This is a genomic window from Vibrio sp. 1751, assembly GCF_033339895.1.
GTDB lineage: Bacteria > Pseudomonadota > Gammaproteobacteria > Enterobacterales > Vibrionaceae > Vibrio > Vibrio alginolyticus.
The window spans coordinates 49,531-67,488 of the sequence record NZ_JAWOVM010000014.1; the positions used below are offsets into that span (position 1 = coordinate 49,531).

Consider the following 17,958-nt stretch of genomic DNA (forward strand, 5'->3'; position numbering starts at 1 on the left):
ATAGATTTTGTTTATCACTCGGTCAGGATTATCAATTGGACGCATATTGAATATCGACTTAATCTTTGATTTAGATCAAGACGCAACAATGCGAATTGAATCTACCAGTCATAGAAACAGTAGGCGGGTATCCGATATCAAGAATCTAGATAAGTAAACGCTCGGACAAGCGAGAGCATGTTGAGTGGTTACTTATTTGGATTAAAAAATACATGGATTAGAAACTAAGCCCTTCAATACTTCCGCATTATCTCAATAAATAACGCGCTTGTTTTCACGGGCACCCTGCTTGCTGGTATATCTGCGAGGAGTAAAGTCGTGAGCCAAAAAGAACAAATAAAAGCATACAAAGGTCCAGCTGGTGGTTGGGGTGCACTGAAAGCCGTAACCAGAAGTTGGTGGGGCAGTGAAAATGCAGTTAAAAACATTCGCACTATGCTCAAAACCAACCAAAATGGCGGTTTCGACTGCCCGGGATGTGCATGGGGTGAGTCGCCAGATAGTGGTAAAGTCAATTTCTGTGAGAATGGCGCGAAAGCGGTAAACTGGGAGGCGACCAATCGTCTGGTTGATCCTGAGTTTTTTGCCAATCACAGCGCTTCTTCTCTCTCAACTCAAACCGATTACTGGTTGGAATACCAAGGCCGTATCACGCACCCAATGCGATACGATGCTGAATCCGATCACTACGTGCCAGTCTCTTGGGATGAGGCTTTTTCTCTTGTGGCGAAACATCTCAATCAATTGGATTCGCCACACCAAGCTGAGTTTTATACCTCTGGTCGTGCAAGCAACGAAGCGGCGTTTTTGTATCAGCTATTTGTGCGCGCATTCGGTACCAACAACTTCCCAGATTGTTCCAACATGTGTCACGAAGCCAGTGCAATAGGGATGAAAGACACCATTGGCGTTGGTAAAGGCACAGTGATCTTTGATGATTTTGAAGAAGCCGACGCGATTTTTGTGATTGGTCAAAACCCGGGCACGAATCACCCACGAATGCTTGAACCTCTGCGCGAAGCGGTAAAACGTGGTGCACAGGTTATCTGTCTAAACCCGCTGAAAGAGCGCGGATTAGAGCGTTTCCAAAACCCACAAATGCCGATTGAGATGTTGAGTAACGGCTCAGAGCCTACCAACACGGCGTACCTGCGTCCTGCTTTAGGTGGAGACATGGCAGTGTTTCGTGGCATCGCGAAATTCTTGTTGCAATGGGAACGCGAGGCATTGCAAAACGGTGGCAAAGCGGTATTTGACCGTGAGTTCATCAAGCAACACACGATAGGTATTGATGAGTATTTGGCTGAAGTGGACGCAACCTCTTGGGAACACATCGCGGAACAATCGGGTCTTGATTTAAGTGAAATCGAGATGGTAGCGAGCATGTATCGACGTGCAGAACGTGTGATCATGTGTTGGGCGATGGGGTTGACTCAGCATCGTCACTCTGTACCAACCATTAAAGAAGTCGCAAACGTGCAATTGTTACGAGGTAACGTTGGTAAGCCGGGCGCGGGTCTTTCACCAGTGCGTGGTCATAGTAACGTTCAGGGCGACCGTACGATGGGCATTGATGAAAAACCTTCAGGTCTGTTGTTGGATCGCATTGAAAGTCGATTTAACTTTGACGTCCCGCGTGGTGAAGGCCACAACACTGTGCAAGCCATTAAAGCGATGGAAGAAGGGCAAGCGAAAGTATTTATCGGTTTGGGCGGTAACTTTGCACAAGCAACGCCAGACACAGAACGTACGCACAACGCGATGCGAAACTGTAATTTAACCGTACACATTTCGACGAAGTTAAATCGTTCTCACCTTGTCACAGGTAAAGATGCGCTTATTCTTCCATGCTTAGGCCGTACTGAGATTGATCAGCAAGCGACTGGCCCACAAGGCGTGACGGTTGAAGATACCTTCAGCATGGTACATATCTCATTTGGTCAGCTAAAACCGCGTTCGGAGCATTTGCGTTCAGAACCAGCGATTATTGCCGGTATTGCCAATGCGACACTCGGGGCAAAACCAATTGATTGGTTGTGGGCGATTGAAGATTACGACCGTATTCGCGATTTGATTGCCGACACGATTCCGGGCTTTACCGACTTTAACCATAAGCTTAAACACCCGGGTGGATTCCACTTGGTAAACCCAGCTGCCGAGCGTCGATGGAATACACCAAGCGGCAAAGCACAGTTCAGCTCTAGCGAGTTGCCGAAACAGTTGATCAGCGAAGCGATACTCGAAAAAGGCCAAAAGCCAGATTTGATCTTGCAAACCATGCGCTCACACGACCAATACAATACGACACTTTACGGCTTGAATGACCGTTATCGTGGAGTATTTGGTATGCGCGAAGTGCTGTTTATCAATGAAGCGGATATTCGTAAACTCGGTTTTGAACCGGGCGACAAAGTGGACATGGTGTCACTGTGGGAAGATGGCGTTGAGCGCCGTGTGAGCGGATTTACGCTTGTTGCCTATGATGTACCAGCAGGTCAGGCGGCGGCTTACTATCCAGAAACAAACCCATTAGTTCCTTTGGAAAGTTATGGGGATAGAACGTTTACGCCAACCTCTAAGTTTATTGCGATAAAATTGGAAAAATCGACATCCGATAAGATCGCTTTGGTGGAAGCGGAATAGTGAGCAAACCGGCACAACGACATTTCCGATAAGCAAACGGCTGATATTAATTATCAGCCGTTTTTAATTGTGCTCAGTCTGCATTTAGTGCGCATAGCTTGTGTATAATGTTAATGACATTATGCTGCTCGATAATAGACAGATAAGGCCGATTTGAATCTAATTTCAAGTAGTAAAACTAATAAGAAGATGCTTATGACCTTGAAAAATATAATTAAATTAACAATCAGTCACTTAGTGGCAGTTTCTATTGGCATTGCGATAGGTATCTATACTTTACCGATCCTTATTGCACCACCTGCGCCGACCGATGAACAAGTTGCTAAGAGCAAGCAAGGTGCAGAATACAGCGCAGTGTTTAAGAGGGAACTCAAAGGTAGCGATGCTTTTCATTGGGGAGAGGGAGAAATTCATTTGAGTTCTGAAGTCATTACGTTGGTAGGAAAACTCGCTCCCGGACCAGACTATAAACTCTATCTATCTCCTAAGTTTGTCGAAACGGAACAAGAGTTTAATGACCTTAAATCTGAGATGAGCTTAATTGGTGATGTCAAAACGTTCGATAACTTCGTTGTTGAGGTTCCTCAAAGCACTTCAATTTCTGAATACAATACGGTTGTTGTATGGTGCGAGACATTCGGTGAGTTCATTACTTCGGCAAAGTATCAATAAACCTTAGCAGTAGAGTGAAAGGCTTTTCTTTTCACTTTACGCTAGGATGTTGTTTCGCATAATTAAGAGGCAAAGACTCTTAAACACTCTAAATTTAAGAGCCTTTGTTTAGAGTTATTGACAGAACCATTCGACTTGTAAGTCGTTTGCACCTTTCAGGCTACGTTCTGGAAAAACAAGATTTCGAACTATTTAGAGTTATTCTCTGTTTGGCTTGTTTCGTTCGATGACGCTAATCGCAATAGCTAAAAATAGAATATCTTTTACTAAAAAGAAGTTTGTCACCAAAACCCCATCAGACACTTTCCATGTATTCGGTGTCGTAATTAGAAAGCTGAGTGTCGCAAGAAAAATAATTGCGGCGGCTATGCCAGAAAAATAAGCGACTCGTGTGTTTTTAAGGCCAACGATTAATCCAATAGCGACAATGATTTCTGTTGCGCCAATGATGTTTGATACGGCTTGAACTGACATCACATCATACAACCAACTCATCAGAAAATGATTTTCAACGAGCGGTTGTATAAGCTTGGCCTCTGTAGGTGTGAATTTATAAATACCAATCCATATTAGAACTAAAGAAACGCCGAAAACTCCGATAAGATATCCAATTGAGTCACATTGATGATGGCTTTTTACGTTTTGCATAATTAACTACATTCTCCTGTTTGTTAGCGCTTCCAACAAGACCTATAAGGTTGGTAGAAAATTTCATAGGTTTTTTTCGCTCAAACAACAGATATTAAAAATCACGTGATACAGAATTACGTGTTTGATAGAACTTAAGGATATTTCGTGGAAGTTAAAATTTTTCAGGTTGACTCGTTTACATCAGAGGTTTTCAAAGGTAATCCCGCGGGTGTTTGTATCACAGAGTCAAGCCTTGATGAGGAAACGATGTTGGCCATCGCGGCCGAGATGTCGTTATCTGAAACGGCATTTCTGTCACTCAGTACAATGCAACTTCGTTGGTTTACACCGAGGACGGAAGTTGCTTTGTGTGGACACGGCACACTTGCAACGGCGCACGTTCTGAAAGAGCAGGGGTTATATAATACTGGAGATACGATTGAGTTCGTTACGCTATCTGGGGTTTTAACTGCACAACTCGATCATGAAGAAATTCATTTGGTGTTTCCTGCTCCAACTTTAGATATGCGAGCTAGTATTAACAAAGACTTACTTCATGGTTTGGGGCTAGATGCCGCCAATGTAGTCGCCTACGGTCAGTTTGATAATAAGCAGTTGGTCGTCATTAATGATGAATTTGTGCTTGAACAACTCGACCCTGATTTTGGTGCGCTGCTTAAACAAAAAGGCCGTGGCGTCGTCATCACTGCTCAATCAAGCACTGACGCCGATTTTGTCTCTCGATACTTCGCGCCTTGGGTGGGTGTTAACGAGGACCCAGTTACAGGCTCTGCACATTGTGCTTTATGTGTTTACTGGGCTAAAAAGCTCAACAAAAAGCAACTGAAAGGCTTCCAAGCCTCTAAGAGAAGTGGGGTCGTTCATACAGAGTTGTTAAGCACTGAGCACGTTAAGCTTTCTGGAAATGCAGTAACGATATTGCGAGGATATATGAGAATCGCGTAGCGGTCCTTGTGGGAATGATTTTATTTTCGTGTTACCCAATGCTCAATAGTGAAGACGCTTGAATGCTGCTTATTTAAGTGGCTGATTTTTTTTGTAAAAACACCCCTGGCACGGTGGTGTATAACGATTGGAGAGTTATATGAAAACTATCGGTCTTCTAGGTGGTATGAGCTGGGAGTCGACGCTTAGTTATTACAAATTGATCAACGAAGGAGTCAAAGAGGCGTTAGGCGGCCTAAATTCCGCAAAAATTTGTATGTATAGCGTGAATTTTTCGGAGATAGAGAAACTTCAACATCAAGGTAAATGGGAAGAAACGGCAAGCATTCTATCTGATGCTGCATCTTCAATAGAAAAAGGGGGCGCTGACTTCATTCTTATTTGTACTAACACAATGCACAAAGTTGCGCCTCAAATTGAAGCCAGTATTAATATCCCCATACTACATATCGCAGACGCGACTGCTGAGTTACTTCGTGAGAAAGGGGTTCAAAAGGTCGGACTCCTTGGTACTCAATTCACAATGGAGCAAGACTTTTATAAAGGAAGGCTTTCAGACCTCTATGGGCTTGATGTCATCATTCCCGATCAAGACGACCGCTCTAAAGTACATAACATTATTTATAAAGAGTTATGCCAAGGTGAAATCAAAGAGGAGTCAAGGACGATATACTTGCAAATTATTGAAAAACTAAAAGAGCAGGGAGCTGAAGCTGTGATTCTCGGGTGTACTGAAATTGCCTTACTTGTAAACCAAAGTCACACCGATGTTACACTACTCGATACCACTTCTATCCATGCTCAAGCAGCAGTCCGTTTGGCAATTGAAGGTGAATGATCTACGCTTTCTTTCCTGCAAAAAAAGAGAAAACCAAGCACGTGGTTTTCTCTTTTTTATTATCAAGTTATAAGCGAGCAAATTTGAGAGTTCTGTATCCACCAATCAAGTTGCGGGCTTTGTAACCATTGTTGACCAGCTGACGGTATGCTACGTTACCGCGTAACCCAACTTGACAGTAAATCACGATCTCTTTGTCTTTAGGAAGTTCGTGCATGCGACGACGTAGTTGATCGACAGGAATATTAATTGCACCTTCAAGATAACCAACGGACTCCAATTCACCAGGATTACGAACATCAAGTAACAGTTGGTCTTCTGTCAGTGAATCCATTTCATCATAATGAATCGCGGTCGCATCGCCTTTGATGATGTTATTTGCCACAAACGCCGCTTGGTTAATTACATCTTTAGCAGAGCCATAAGGTGGCGCGTAAGTTAGCTCGAGGTGTTGCAGTTGCTCTACCGTCATACCAGCACGCTGAGCAACTGCCATTACGTCGATACGTTTATCAACACCGCCTTTACCTACTGCTTGCGCACCTAATATTTTACCTGTTACTGGATCAAACAGCATTTTGAATGACACGGTTTCTGCACCTGGGTAGTAACTCGCGTGACTTGCTGTATGCACATACACTTTTTCATAAGCGATGTTTTCACGTTTCAGCTGTTTCTCGTTTTTACCAGTAGAAGCGACGGCTAAATCAAAAATCTTACAGATCGCCGTGCCTTGCGTACCTTGGTAAGTTTCTTGGCGGCCAAGCATGTTGTCTGCTGCAATTCGGCCTTGACGGTTTGCCGGGCCCGCAAGTGGCACTAGAGTTTGCTCGCCAGTCACAAAGTCTTTCTCTTCTACCGCGTCGCCGACAGCGTAGATCGAAGGATCGCTGGTTTGCATGTATTCATTGGTATAAATACCACCAAGAGCGCCGATTTCTAAGCCAGCTTCTTTCGCTAATTTGGTCTCGGGGCGAACACCAATTGCCATAATCAAAATATCGGTGGTGAGTCTTTCACCGTTGTTTAGTGTTAATTCCAATTCACCTTCTAGATGTTGGTGTTTTTCGCTCTCACCAGAGTCGAAACTTGCCACGTGCTCGTTAGGTACGAATTTCACCGACTCAAGTGCGACGCCAAGTTTAAGGTCGATGCCTTTCTCACGAATTTCAGCATGTGCGAAGCCAGCCATTTCACGGTCAACGGGCGTCATCACTTGATCCGCCATTTCAACTAATGTGGTTTTTATGCCTAGCTGGTGGAAGGCTTCCATCATTTCCAAACCGATAAAACCACCACCAACGACCGTAGCGTGTTCAACTTTGTTGGTTTCGATCGTTTTAATGATGCGATCCATATCTGGAATATTGCGCAGCGAGTGCGTTAACGGGTTATCAATACCCGGAATAGGCGGCACAACTGGACCTGCGCCAGGGCTGAGTAGAAGAAAGTCGTAGCTCTCTTGGTATTCCGAGCCATCAAGCAAATTGTTAACCGTAACCGTTTTGTCTTGACGGTTAATAGAAACCACTTCGTTCATCACACGGACATCAACATTGAAACGCGCTAGAAAGCTCTCAGGCGTTTGAAGAAGCAGTTTGCTGCGCTCTTGGATATCGCCACCAATGTGATAGGGTAAGCCACAGTTTGCAAATGACACAAATGGACCGCGTTCAAACATAATGATTTCTGCGTCTTCACTAAGACGACGAGCGCGAGCTGCTGCAGATGCACCGCCAGCAACCCCACCAATAATCACGATTTTGCTCATGGATTTCTCCTGCTGAATGATCGAAAACGCCTACACCTTACTTAAATAAATTAGCTGAGTCTAATGTTATTTAATCTACATTAGCATTGACTTAATAATATTAATTAGTAATATCTAATAAAATGTAATGTAGTAATGAAGAGGCATAAGAATGGGCGACAGTATGCTACAAAGTGCGACCGAAGCGAGTGAGCTGCTTAAAATTATGGCTCATCCAGAGCGCCTAATCGTGATGTGTAAGCTGATTGAAGGCGAGAAAGGGGTTGGTGAACTGTTTGAAGGTTCATCATTAAGCCAATCTGCTTTTTCACAACATCTCACCGTATTGAGAAAGCACGACATCATTAAAGCTAGGAAGGTTTCTCAGCAGGTATTTTATTCAATTTCTGATGAAAGAGTTGGTCCGCTGGTCGAAGCGTTTAAGCAAGTTTTCTGTAAGTAATTAGTTTGGCGGATGCTATGTTTGAAGTTCCTTGGATGTCGCTTTTGGGCGGCATAATAGTTGGCGTATCAGCGATAACACTGATGCTATTTACTGGCAAGACTGCTGGGATCAGTGGGATCTTAAACGGTGCCGTTGAGAGCGCAGACCGCGTTTGGCGAATTGTTTTTTTAATTGCGATGGTATTAGGTGGCTTGTTTGCTGTTTATGTTCTTGGCGGGCATGTACCAGATCAGTACAGCGGTTCTCTTATTTTAGTTATCGTTGCTGGCTTGTTAGTCGGTGTTGGTACGCGTATCGGCAATGGTTGTACTAGTGGCCATGGCATTTGTGGAATAGGGCGTTTCTCAATCCGTTCTGTGGTCGCGACGTGTACTTTTATGGCCACAGCCATGTTAACCGTCTTGCTAGTATCGTGAGGAATAGTGTCGTTATGAAAACTCACGTAATGAAAAGTATTAAGCAAATGTCCGTTGTTGCATTTTCTGGTGTGCTCTTTGGTATTGGTATGGTGGTCTCTGGTATGGCAGATCCGGCAAAAGTGATCGGCTTTCTTGATATTACCGGTTCATGGGACCCAAGCTTAGCCTTCGTTATGGGCGGAGCACTTGTTGTGTTCGTTCCTGCTTATCTTTTATTAATAAAGCCAAGAAGCGAATCTGTGTTTGGTGATGAGGTTGTCTGTCCGACTTCTAAAACGATAGACAAAAAGTTAGTCGGTGGTGCAGCACTGTTTGGTATTGGTTGGGGCTTACTGGGTGTGTGTCCTGGTCCTGCGGTTGCCAGCCTTTTTACTGGCAACACACAAGTTCTGCTCTTTATAGCGGCAATGTTGGTTGGGTCATTCACCGCTAAAAGAGTGGTTCGTCAATAAAGAAAGTACTTCAACGTTAAAAAGAGTACTTAAACGCTAAAAAGTGAGTGTCGTAGAAACCGGGCAATGGTCACTCAGTTTATAGTCGAGTACATCTTGTGTTTTGAAAACGGTTTGAACACCAGACGACGCCTTTAAATCACCACTCGCAATGATGTGGTCTATCACCGAGCGGAATTGGTGGGTTTTATTCGGATTACGATTAGAGCGCACTTTACATTCCGCTTTAGTGTCTTTAGTCACTAGCTTTGCACTAGTATTGTCCGATATCACGTCCCACAACCAATCTCCTTGATAACCCAAGTTGTGGTTAAAGTCGCCAAGCACGACATAATGTTGTTTGTTGTCCTCGCGCGCCTTTATCCACTTAGCTAGTGCCTGTCCTTGTTGTTTCACTATCTTACAATCGCGGTTATTACGATACGCGCCACTGCAACCCGCTTTCAGATGTACAGAGAGTAGGTGAGTCTCGTTTTCTTGGTTTGGATTTAAAACAAGGTAGCTCGCGAAGCGAAGCTTGCTGTTGCCTCGTGTGATAGAGAAGTCTGGCTTGTCTAATACGCTTACGCCATTGCGCACGGCAAAGCCTGTGTATTGGTTGGTGTCGTTAAACTGAAGGTGTCGGTTGGAGGCGTTTGAACGATCGGAAAGATAAATAGTGAAGTCATTGCCAACGGCTTTTTGGATGGCAGCAGCACTTTCGACTTCTTGAAAAGCAAAAATGTCGGCTTGTGTTTTATCCACATAGTGGGTCAGCTTTTCAAAATCTTGTGGTGTTCTCGACACTTTTCCACCATCTATCGATAACCATTCTATGTTCCAACTGGTTAGATTGATGGAGTTTTGAGCAAATGAAAGAGAACTAAAAAGTAATATTAACGTAACAAAAAGTGATCGCATTTTGGCCTGTTGCACTCCTATCTTTTAGCGTATTCCTTTCCATCCTTTATCCTACAAGACCTCCAAAAATAGCAAGTAGATTTAGTACCAATTTTGCAATTTTCATGGTTTTCTTCGCAACTGAGATCAACGCCAATAAGATCGATTTCTTCTTGTTCGCTAGCCAATCTTTATTGATCAAAATCAATGTTTTCGAGTGGTGCTTCTCGTTAAATACGCCACAATATATTGTGTTGCCAGAATAAAAAATGACCCCATATAGTGTGTTTGTGGATAACTCTGTGAGTATGCTCGGGTAAGGAGAACAAAGTGAAACCAATCGTAATCAAACGCGACGGATCAAGAGCTCCGTTCAACAGGGATCGTATCCAAGCAGCAGTTGAAGCAGCAGCGGAAAACAAAGATAAAGATGTCGCTATTTATGCTCTTAATGTGGCTCTTGCTGTCGAGTTACAGTTAAGAGAACACGATGAAGTTCACATCCATGAGATTCAAGACTTAGTCGAAAATGAACTCATGCAAGGTCCTTACAAAGCCCTAGCGCGTTCTTACATTGAATATCGCCACGATCGCGACATCGCTCGTGAGAAGCAAAGTGCACTAACTCGCGAAATCGAAGGTTTGATTGAAGAAAGTAATCTGGATCTAATCAACGAGAACGCGAACAAAGACGGCAAAGTAATTCCGACTCAACGTGACTTGTTGGCTGGTATCGTAGCGAAACACTACGCGAAGACGCACATTCTTCCTCGCGATGTGGTTCAAGCGCACGAAGTGGGTGACATTCACTACCACGATTTAGACTACGCACCGTTCTTCCCAATGTTTAACTGTATGCTTATCGATCTTAAAGGCATGCTGACGCATGGTTTTAAAATGGGTAACGCTGAGATTGATACGCCAAAATCAATTTCGACTGCAACAGCGGTAACAGCACAAATCATTGCTCAAGTCGCGAGCCACATTTACGGCGGTACAACCATCAACCGTATTGATGAGGTTCTAGAACCGTACGTAATCACAAGCTACGAGAAACACCTAGAGATTGCAAAAGAGTGGAACATTGCTGAGCCAGAAGAGTTCGCAAAAGCGCGCACTGAGAAAGAGTGTTACGACGCATTTCAATCTCTAGAATACGAAGTAAACACGCTGCATACAGCGAATGGACAAACCCCATTCGTTACGTTCGGTTTTGGTCTTGGTACAAGCTGGGCATCCCGCCTGATCCAGAAATCGATTCTGAAGAATCGTATTGCAGGTCTAGGCAAGAACCGTAAAACAGCGGTATTCCCTAAACTTGTATTCGGCATCAAAGATGGTTTGAACCACAAATCAGAAGATCCAAACTACGACATCAAGCAACTTGCGCTTGAGTGTGCGTCTAAGCGTATGTACCCAGACATTCTTAACTACGACAAAGTAGTGGAAGTAACCGGTTCATTCAAAACGCCAATGGGTTGCCGTAGCTTCCTTGGTACTTACGAAGAAAACGGTGAGCTGATTCACGAAGGTCGTAACAACCTTGGCGTCGTGAGCTTGAACCTTCCTCGTATCGCTATCCGTGCAAACGGAAGCGAAGAGAAATTCTACGAGCTTCTAAATGACCGCCTACGTCTTGCTCGTAAAGCACTAGAGACACGTATCTCTCGCCTTGAAAACGTGAAAGCACGCGTGGCCCCAATCCTATACATGGAAGGCGCATGTGGTGTTCGCTTGAAAGCAGACGACTCAATCGCAGATATCTTCAAGAACGGTCGTGCGTCTATTTCTCTTGGTTACATCGGTGTACACGAGACAATTAACGCGCTATTCGGTACAGAAGCGCACGTTTATGATGACGCTGTTTTGCGTGAAAAAGCGGTCGCTATCATCAAGCATCTAAAAGATGCTGTGAATCAATGGGCTGACGAAACTGGCTATGGCTTCAGCTTATATGCAACGCCAAGTGAAAACCTATGCAGCCGTTTCTGCCGCATCGATGCGAAAGAGTTCGGTGTAATTGAAGGCGTAACAGACAAAGGTTACTACACCAACAGCTTCCACCTAGATGTTGAGAAGAAGGTGAACCCGTACGACAAGATCGACTTTGAGATGCCTTACCCAGAAATCTCAAGCGGCGGCTTTATCTGTTACGGCGAGTTCCCGAACATGCAACGTAACGTTGAAGCACTAGAAAACGTATGGGACTACAGTTACACCCGAGTGCCTTACTACGGTACAAACACGCCAATTGATGAGTGCTACGAGTGTGGCTACAACGGCGAGTTTGACTGTACAAGTAAAGGCTTCACTTGCCCAAGCTGTGGTAACCATGACTCAACTAAAGTATCAGTAACACGTCGAGTTTGTGGCTACCTAGGCAGCCCAGATGCACGCCCGTTTAACTTCGGTAAGCAAGAAGAAGTGAAGCGCCGAGTTAAACACCTGTAAGGTTTACTACCACTCGTTTTAACACTTTGAAAATCAACTTTAAACAGGTTGATTTTCTCTTTCGCGATAACACAGAGACGCATTATGAATTACCACCAATACTATCCAATTGACGTTGTTAACGGACCGGGTACGCGCTGCACGCTGTTTGTGTCGGGTTGTGTGCATCAGTGCCGTGGGTGTTATAACCAGTCGACGCAACGTTTGGATTCTGGTGTACTTTTCACGCAAGAAGCGGAAGACAAAATCATCGCTGACTTAAACGACACGCGTATCAAACGCCGTGGCTTGTCGTTGTCGGGTGGAGATCCGCTTCACCCTGCTAATGTGCCTCATATTTTGAAGATAGTGAAAAGGGTGAGAGAGGAGTGCCCAGGTAAAGACATTTGGGTTTGGACTGGCTACACGCTGACGGAACTGAATAACGCGCAAAGGGAAGTGGTGCAATACATCGATGTTTTGATTGATGGTAAGTTTGAACAAGACAAGAAAGACCTCAATCTCGAATGGCGTGGCAGTTCAAACCAAATCATTCATCGCTTTACGGACATCTAATCAAGCATTCTCCGCACATAAAAAGGGCTCACGCGTGCATAACGGGTGAGCCCTTTTGGTGTGAGTTCGTTAATGTCTTTTTGGTTACGCTGTCACCGATTGGTCATCTTCAACCATATTATTTATCCAACGTTTAGATTGAATACGGTAAGTCGTCAGTACGCCTTTCACTAACTCTTCCGCGAGCAGAGACATCAAGACAAAATGCAAAGGCAGCCCTAACACCATGCCTGTGTAATAAGTAAGGTGGATGCCAATAGCCCACTGACCGAACGTGTCGATGAAAATGCTATAGCGAATATCAGCGCCACTCTTTAGTACGCCGCCAATCCCAACCATGTTAAACACCCTCAAAATCATACCTAGCGCCATGACTAAACATACGTTAAGTGCCATGTCTGCATCGGTTAACGGGCTCAGTACCAATAGGTGATGAATCATGGGCGAGCTCAACCACACTAGGAAAAACAGCAAGGTGGCTAAGATTGCGCTGGTTAACACATACCACCACGCCGTTTTCTCGACTCGGTCATAATGTTTTGCACCAATATCATTCCCAAGAAGAACGGATGCAGCGACCGCAAATCCCATAAAGGTTGAAATCAGTACCCCTTCAATCGGTGATAAGAATGAGATGATCGCCAGTTCTGAAACGCCCAATTGACCATAGATGATGCTGTAAACGATCAATCCACCAGTCCAAAGTGCATCGTGGACCAACATGGGTAAAGAAACCTTAAAGTACTTTTTTCGATACTGTTTTAAGCGGCCTTGTACCCAATCGAACTTAGTCGGAATTAGGTAAGCATATCGTTTGTAGAAAAAATAAATCAAGACGGCGGTTTGGAAAAATCGAGAAACAAAACTACCTACGGCTGCACCAAATACGCCCCATTGAGGGAAACCAAATAAACCAAAAATCAAAACATAATTAAGCGCGACGTTAACGACAATGGCGGAGATACTAACGTTGGTTGCCAGTTTGGTTTGGCCCACGGAGCGCAATACCGCTTCAATCGGTACTACTATCGCCGTAGCAATGAGGCTAAAGCCCGTAACCACAAGATAATCACGTGCATAAGTGACGTATTCAGGATCGTCTGACATAAAAGAGACGATCTCTTCATCAAAAATCGCATAAAGAACGATAAACGGCAGCGTCACCAAAATGGAAATAAACCAAGATTGCGCCAACGTTCTGCGAATTCCGGCTAGGTTTCCTGAGCCGTAGTATTGAGAAGCAAGTACGGTAACTGCACCGCACAGGCCAAAGACAACCGCTAGGTTGAAGAAAAAGATACGATTTCCAACTCCAACTGCTGCCGTTGCAGATTCTCCGAGTAGGCTTACCATGAAAATATCCACGACGCCGAGCAAAGCAAAAAGCATGGACTGAAGTGAAACAGGTAGGCCAATCGTAATCAGCTTTTGCCAAAATGCTTTATCGATGTATTCGCGTGTTAAGAGCATCGCATTTCTCCTTAAAGATTAATGCGAGTAGTTTATCCTCATGATTTGGCGGTGTATTTTTCAAAGGAATCCAAAACCTTTGTAAAACTCTCTACTAACGCACATGTGAGCCAATAAATCATGGAAGATAAACAAGAACGCTACGCGATTTCAGAAAAAACTTATCAAGAGTTTATTGATCACAGTCGAGTATTAGCACTTGAGGAGAGAGGCATTGTGCAGTGCGGCATTGCCACTTGTCGTGACTTCTTCTCTGTTTATCGTAAAAACCAAAAGAAACACATGCTGCTCTATACGGTGCGTGGTAAAGGGTGGCTAGAGAGTAGGACTTATCGATACGATTTGGAACCGGGCTCGTTGATTACAGTACCCGCAGGTGTTGAAAACGGTTTTGGTATAGAAGAAGAACCTTGGCAGATCGCGTGGCTTTTTCTTGCTCCTGATAGAGAGTGGCCGATATTAGAATGCGATGTTCGCTACCAGCTTTCATCTACACCTGAAGTGATGTATGCATGTATCCAAACGTTACTACGCAGCATTAACCTTCCAATCGATTATGGTGGTGCGGTAGGTGAGCATAGTGTGGCTCAGTTAGAGCTGATGTTAAACATGCCGCCCTCAGAGTCGATATCACGCAGCCAATTGAGGCTTCGGCGTGTATTTGACCTTGTCCAACGTCAGCTCCATAAGGATTGGAGCGTTGAGCAGGTGGCGGCTCTATATCCATGTTCGGAGCCTCATTTGCATCGACTGACTCAAAAGCAGTTTGGTCGAAGCCCAATGGCACATTTAACGCGTATGCGCATGGAATATGCTGCTAGGTTACTTCGTTCAACAGAATGGCCAATTCAGCATATTGGAGAAATAGTCGGATATCCGACAAGCGCTAACTTTAGTACACGTTTTAAAGCGTGGTCGACCATGACACCAAGAGAGTTTAGAAAAAACGGTAGAGTGGATTGGTACGACAAGGAGTGAATCGTTCTTTTTCTGAACGATAGAGCGCACAAAACTCACCGTAAGCCAGAATTTTGTTCTCTAATTGATGAAATAAGTGAAAAATCATTTCGTCATTTTTTGCGATGGTGTTAACGTGAGGTTCGGTACTTGAATTTCAAAGGGTTATGACTTTCATGTTTTCTAATCTCCCAACTCCCGTATTAGATCCTATTTTATCTCTATCCGTTGCATACCGTAACGATGAACGTCCAAACAAGGTTGACCTTGGCATTGGCGTATACAAAAACAGCGCAGGCGAAACGCCGATTATGAAAGCCATTCAAATGGCGCAGGATGTCGTTGTTGAAACTCAAAAAACCAAGTCTTACGTTGGTCTTGCGGGTTGCGAAGAATTTAATAAAAGCATGATCGATTTGCTGCTGACGGGAACGTCTGCAATGGATCGTGTTGCAGCAATTCAAACGCCAGGTGCAAGTGGTGCGCTGCGTATGCTCGGTGATCTGATGAAGATCGCACAGCCAGATACGACGGTTTGGATTTCCAACCCAAGCTACGTAAACCACAAGCCAGTAATGGAAGCAGCAGGCCTTAAAGTTAAGTTCTACCACTATTTCTCTTCGGAAACGAAACAAGTAGACACCGCAAAAATGATGGATGATCTTGCGAAAGCTGGGCCTTCAGATGTGGTACTTCTTCATGGTTGTTGCCACAATCCAACTGGTGCGGATATTGACTTATCTGCTTGGCAAGCCATTACAGAATTGTCGCAGAAGAACGGTTTCATCCCATTTGTGGACATTGCCTACCAAGGCTTCGGTGATGGCCTAGAAGAAGACGCAAAAGGTCTTCGTTTTATGGCAGATAACGTTGAAGAGATGTTGATTACTACTTCATGTTCGAAGAACTTTGGTTTGTACCGTGAACGAACTGGTGCAGCGATTGTGGTTGGTAAGAACATGCATGATGTAACCAATGCAAAAGGTAAACTCCTCACTCTAGCTCGCTCGACTTACACGATGCCACCCGACCATGGTGCAGCTTTAGTCAAGACCATTCTGCAAGATGACAAGCTCACTTCCGTTTGGAAGCAAGAATTGAGTGAAATGCAACATCGTTTGGTTAGCCTTCGTCAAAGTTTGTGTAACGAGTTGAGAAACAACCATAATACAGATCAATTTGATTTCATTGAGGGTCACAAAGGCATGTTTACTGTGCTAGGCTTTAGTGGAAACCAAATGGCGCAACTGCGTGAAGATTATGGCATTTATGGTGTTGGCGATGGTCGAATTAACATTGCCGGACTTACCGAAACTCATATTCCATACGTAGCGGACGCAATTAAGAAAGTATCTCAAGCTTAATTGGAGTGTGGATGAAAAACTGGAAACTGATTCTGCCGCTTATGATGAGCGGCAGTTTAATTGCTTGTACGTCAACTCAAACGACGCAGGAACCTGTTGAGCCAGAGTCGCCAAAGGTCGAAGAGCCCGTTAAAGTCGAGCCAGAAGTGAAACCTGATGTAGATCCAAAGCCAGAGGTGGAGCCCAAACCAGAAGCGAAACCTGAGAAAAAGCCGGAACCAAAACCTAAGAAGCCAGTCAAGGTCACAAAAACACCCGATGGCATGTTAATTCTTGGTTCTGAAGAATGGGTTTATGTTCCTGAAATTGACCAGACTTTCAAGGCTAGAGTCGATACAGGTGCGACAACATCATCAATTAGTGCGACTGACATTGTTCCGTTTGAGCGTGATGGTAAAGACTGGGTTAAATTTAAGATAGATTTAGGTGACAAAGACACCAAAGAGTTTAAAGTACCCGTTGAGCGCTGGGCTAAAGTTAAGCAGTCTTCGTCAGAAGAGGTGGATAAACGAGCGGTGGTAAAAGCCTACATTACCGTTGGGGATCACAAAGAAAAGACAGAGTTTACGTTAGCGGATCGCGGACATATGACGTTTCCAATTTTGCTTGGTCGAAGCTTTTTTAGAGATATCGCCGTTGTAGATGTATCGAAAAAATATGTGCAAGATAAACCTAAAAAAACCGCTAAAAACTGATGTATTAAAGCTGGTTTCTGCTACAAGCTAATAATTCGTGATTAACAAAAAATGGCCTCCAAAATCGGAGGCTATTTTTATTGAATCATATGCTTGCTTGTGATGCCCTAGTAGTCATGTCCACTAAAATGCAAAACGAGCAGACATTACAATTTGCTGGCCATAGACACCATTATTTTTGAAATCTGCACCAAGCGATAGTTGCTGAGTTGAGTGGAATCGTGCGCCCAGATTGTAAATGGTGTTCGAATCGTCATTATCTATGATTTGGCCGATACGGCCATGTAGCTCAACATTTTGCATAAACCAAATACGAGTGCCAATATTCACTTCCGTGCGCCACTCGTCACCCACTTTATCACTGCCGTTCTCTTTAATGTTGTGTACCAACATTTGGCCATAAATATCTGCAAATTGGCCTGCTGGCCCATTAAAGCCTATACCACCAGCAATGTCCCAGTCTCCGCTAAACTCACTGTCTGCGCGAGCAATGAAATGGGTATTCTCTGTAAAGTAGGTATTGAACTCGCCACCAAATGTACCAGGGCTAGTACCCATGCGAAATTCCATCGTGTTGTAGTTGAAATTATTTGCATGTGCGGAAAGTGGCAAAATAGCACACAAACCAAAGGCTGCAACCTTTAGAGCTTTACCTAGCATGGTGTCTCCGGGCAAGATGATTAAAATGAACAAAAAAATGGTCTGCAAAAAGCAGACCAAGATTGATAAAGCTATCATTTTAAGTGCTTGC

Annotated in this window: 17 protein-coding genes; 12 read left to right on the forward strand and 5 right to left on the reverse strand. The window is 44.2% G+C overall.

Annotated features, from left to right (window positions below; all coding sequences use genetic code 11):
• Window positions 1-318: 318 nt before the first annotated feature.
• Both R7041_RS07630 and R7041_RS07635 read left to right on the forward strand, forming a co-directional pair.
• The gene (locus R7041_RS07630; RefSeq protein WP_206949013.1) at window positions 319-2,643 is read left to right on the forward strand and encodes an FdhF/YdeP family oxidoreductase; all 2,325 of its coding nucleotides are present in this window, start codon (window positions 319-321) and stop codon (window positions 2,641-2,643) included.
• A gap of 195 nt (window positions 2,644-2,838) precedes the next feature.
• Window positions 2,839-3,315 (forward strand): DM13 domain-containing protein, encoded by a 477-nt coding sequence (locus tag R7041_RS07635; protein ID WP_005376099.1) that lies wholly within the window; start codon window positions 2,839-2,841, stop codon window positions 3,313-3,315.
• A 198-nt stretch (window positions 3,316-3,513) separates the two neighbouring features.
• Here the strand turns inward: R7041_RS07635 and R7041_RS07640 are convergent, their stop codons facing one another.
• Window positions 3,514-3,963 carry a YkgB family protein gene (locus tag R7041_RS07640; protein WP_005376100.1) on the reverse strand — a complete coding sequence of 150 codons (450 nt, stop codon included), beginning with the start codon at window positions 3,961-3,963 and terminating at the stop codon, window positions 3,514-3,516.
• A 147-nt stretch (window positions 3,964-4,110) separates the two neighbouring features.
• Between R7041_RS07640 and R7041_RS07645 the strand changes: the two genes are divergently transcribed.
• Together R7041_RS07645 and R7041_RS07650 are read left to right on the forward strand one after the other, a co-directional pair.
• Window positions 4,111-4,911, forward strand: a complete 801-nt coding sequence (locus R7041_RS07645; protein WP_206949012.1) for a PhzF family phenazine biosynthesis protein — start codon at window positions 4,111-4,113, stop codon at window positions 4,909-4,911.
• Between the two features lie 139 nt (window positions 4,912-5,050).
• Window positions 5,051-5,749: an aspartate/glutamate racemase family protein gene (locus R7041_RS07650; RefSeq protein ID WP_176311566.1), complete on the forward strand. Its 699-nt coding sequence runs from the start codon at window positions 5,051-5,053 to the stop codon at window positions 5,747-5,749.
• A 67-nt stretch (window positions 5,750-5,816) separates the two neighbouring features.
• Here R7041_RS07650 and R7041_RS07655 read toward each other — a convergent pair whose 3' ends face one another.
• Window positions 5,817-7,520 (reverse strand): FAD-dependent oxidoreductase, encoded by a 1,704-nt coding sequence (locus tag R7041_RS07655; protein ID WP_206949011.1) that lies wholly within the window; start codon window positions 7,518-7,520, stop codon window positions 5,817-5,819.
• Window positions 7,521-7,671: 151 nt separating this feature from the next.
• Between R7041_RS07655 and R7041_RS07660 the strand changes: the two genes are divergently transcribed.
• Genes R7041_RS07660 through R7041_RS07670 form a run of 3 tightly spaced genes read left to right on the forward strand, consistent with a single transcriptional unit; the run spans window position 7,672 to window position 8,836 of the window.
• Entirely contained in the window at window positions 7,672-7,962 is a 291-nt protein-coding gene (locus R7041_RS07660) for an ArsR/SmtB family transcription factor (protein ID WP_005376206.1), read from the forward strand.
• 5 nt (window positions 7,963-7,967) lie between these two features.
• Window positions 7,968-8,381, forward strand: coding sequence for a YeeE/YedE family protein (locus R7041_RS07665; protein ID WP_254901900.1), 414 nt, complete (start codon window positions 7,968-7,970; stop codon window positions 8,379-8,381).
• Window positions 8,382-8,395: 14 nt separating this feature from the next.
• Window positions 8,396-8,836 (forward strand): YeeE/YedE family protein, encoded by a 441-nt coding sequence (locus R7041_RS07670; protein ID WP_017820171.1) that lies wholly within the window; start codon window positions 8,396-8,398, stop codon window positions 8,834-8,836.
• Between the two features lie 36 nt (window positions 8,837-8,872).
• Here R7041_RS07670 and R7041_RS07675 read toward each other — a convergent pair whose 3' ends face one another.
• The gene (locus tag R7041_RS07675) at window positions 8,873-9,736 is read right to left on the reverse strand and encodes an endonuclease/exonuclease/phosphatase family protein (protein ID WP_025767757.1); all 864 of its coding nucleotides are present in this window, start codon (window positions 9,734-9,736) and stop codon (window positions 8,873-8,875) included.
• Between the two features lie 309 nt (window positions 9,737-10,045).
• On the opposite strand from R7041_RS07675, the gene nrdD reads away from it, so the two are divergent.
• Entirely contained in the window at window positions 10,046-12,166 is a 2,121-nt protein-coding gene (gene nrdD, locus R7041_RS07680; protein ID WP_005388026.1) for an anaerobic ribonucleoside-triphosphate reductase, read from the forward strand.
• A gap of 84 nt (window positions 12,167-12,250) precedes the next feature.
• A complete protein-coding gene (nrdG, locus tag R7041_RS07685; protein ID WP_017634628.1) occupies window positions 12,251-12,721 on the forward strand; it encodes an anaerobic ribonucleoside-triphosphate reductase-activating protein in 471 nt (156 codons plus the stop codon).
• Window positions 12,722-12,805: 84 nt separating this feature from the next.
• Here nrdG and R7041_RS07690 read toward each other — a convergent pair whose 3' ends face one another.
• Window positions 12,806-14,191, reverse strand: coding sequence for an MATE family efflux transporter (locus R7041_RS07690; RefSeq protein WP_206949010.1), 1,386 nt, complete (start codon window positions 14,189-14,191; stop codon window positions 12,806-12,808).
• Window positions 14,192-14,311: 120 nt separating this feature from the next.
• On the opposite strand from R7041_RS07690, the gene R7041_RS07695 reads away from it, so the two are divergent.
• From R7041_RS07695 to R7041_RS07705, 3 genes are all read left to right on the forward strand, one after another.
• Entirely contained in the window at window positions 14,312-15,169 is an 858-nt protein-coding gene (locus R7041_RS07695; RefSeq protein WP_206949009.1) for an AraC family transcriptional regulator, read from the forward strand.
• A 155-nt stretch (window positions 15,170-15,324) separates the two neighbouring features.
• Window positions 15,325-16,512, forward strand: coding sequence for an aromatic amino acid transaminase (locus tag R7041_RS07700; RefSeq protein WP_005376216.1), 1,188 nt, complete (start codon window positions 15,325-15,327; stop codon window positions 16,510-16,512).
• 11 nt (window positions 16,513-16,523) lie between these two features.
• Entirely contained in the window at window positions 16,524-17,207 is a 684-nt protein-coding gene (locus R7041_RS07705; protein ID WP_005388032.1) for an ATP-dependent zinc protease, read from the forward strand.
• A gap of 123 nt (window positions 17,208-17,330) precedes the next feature.
• Here the strand turns inward: R7041_RS07705 and R7041_RS07710 are convergent, their stop codons facing one another.
• Window positions 17,331-17,867 carry a hypothetical protein gene (locus R7041_RS07710; RefSeq protein WP_017634623.1) on the reverse strand — a complete coding sequence of 179 codons (537 nt, stop codon included), beginning with the start codon at window positions 17,865-17,867 and terminating at the stop codon, window positions 17,331-17,333.
• Between the last annotated feature and the right edge of the window lie 91 nt (window positions 17,868-17,958).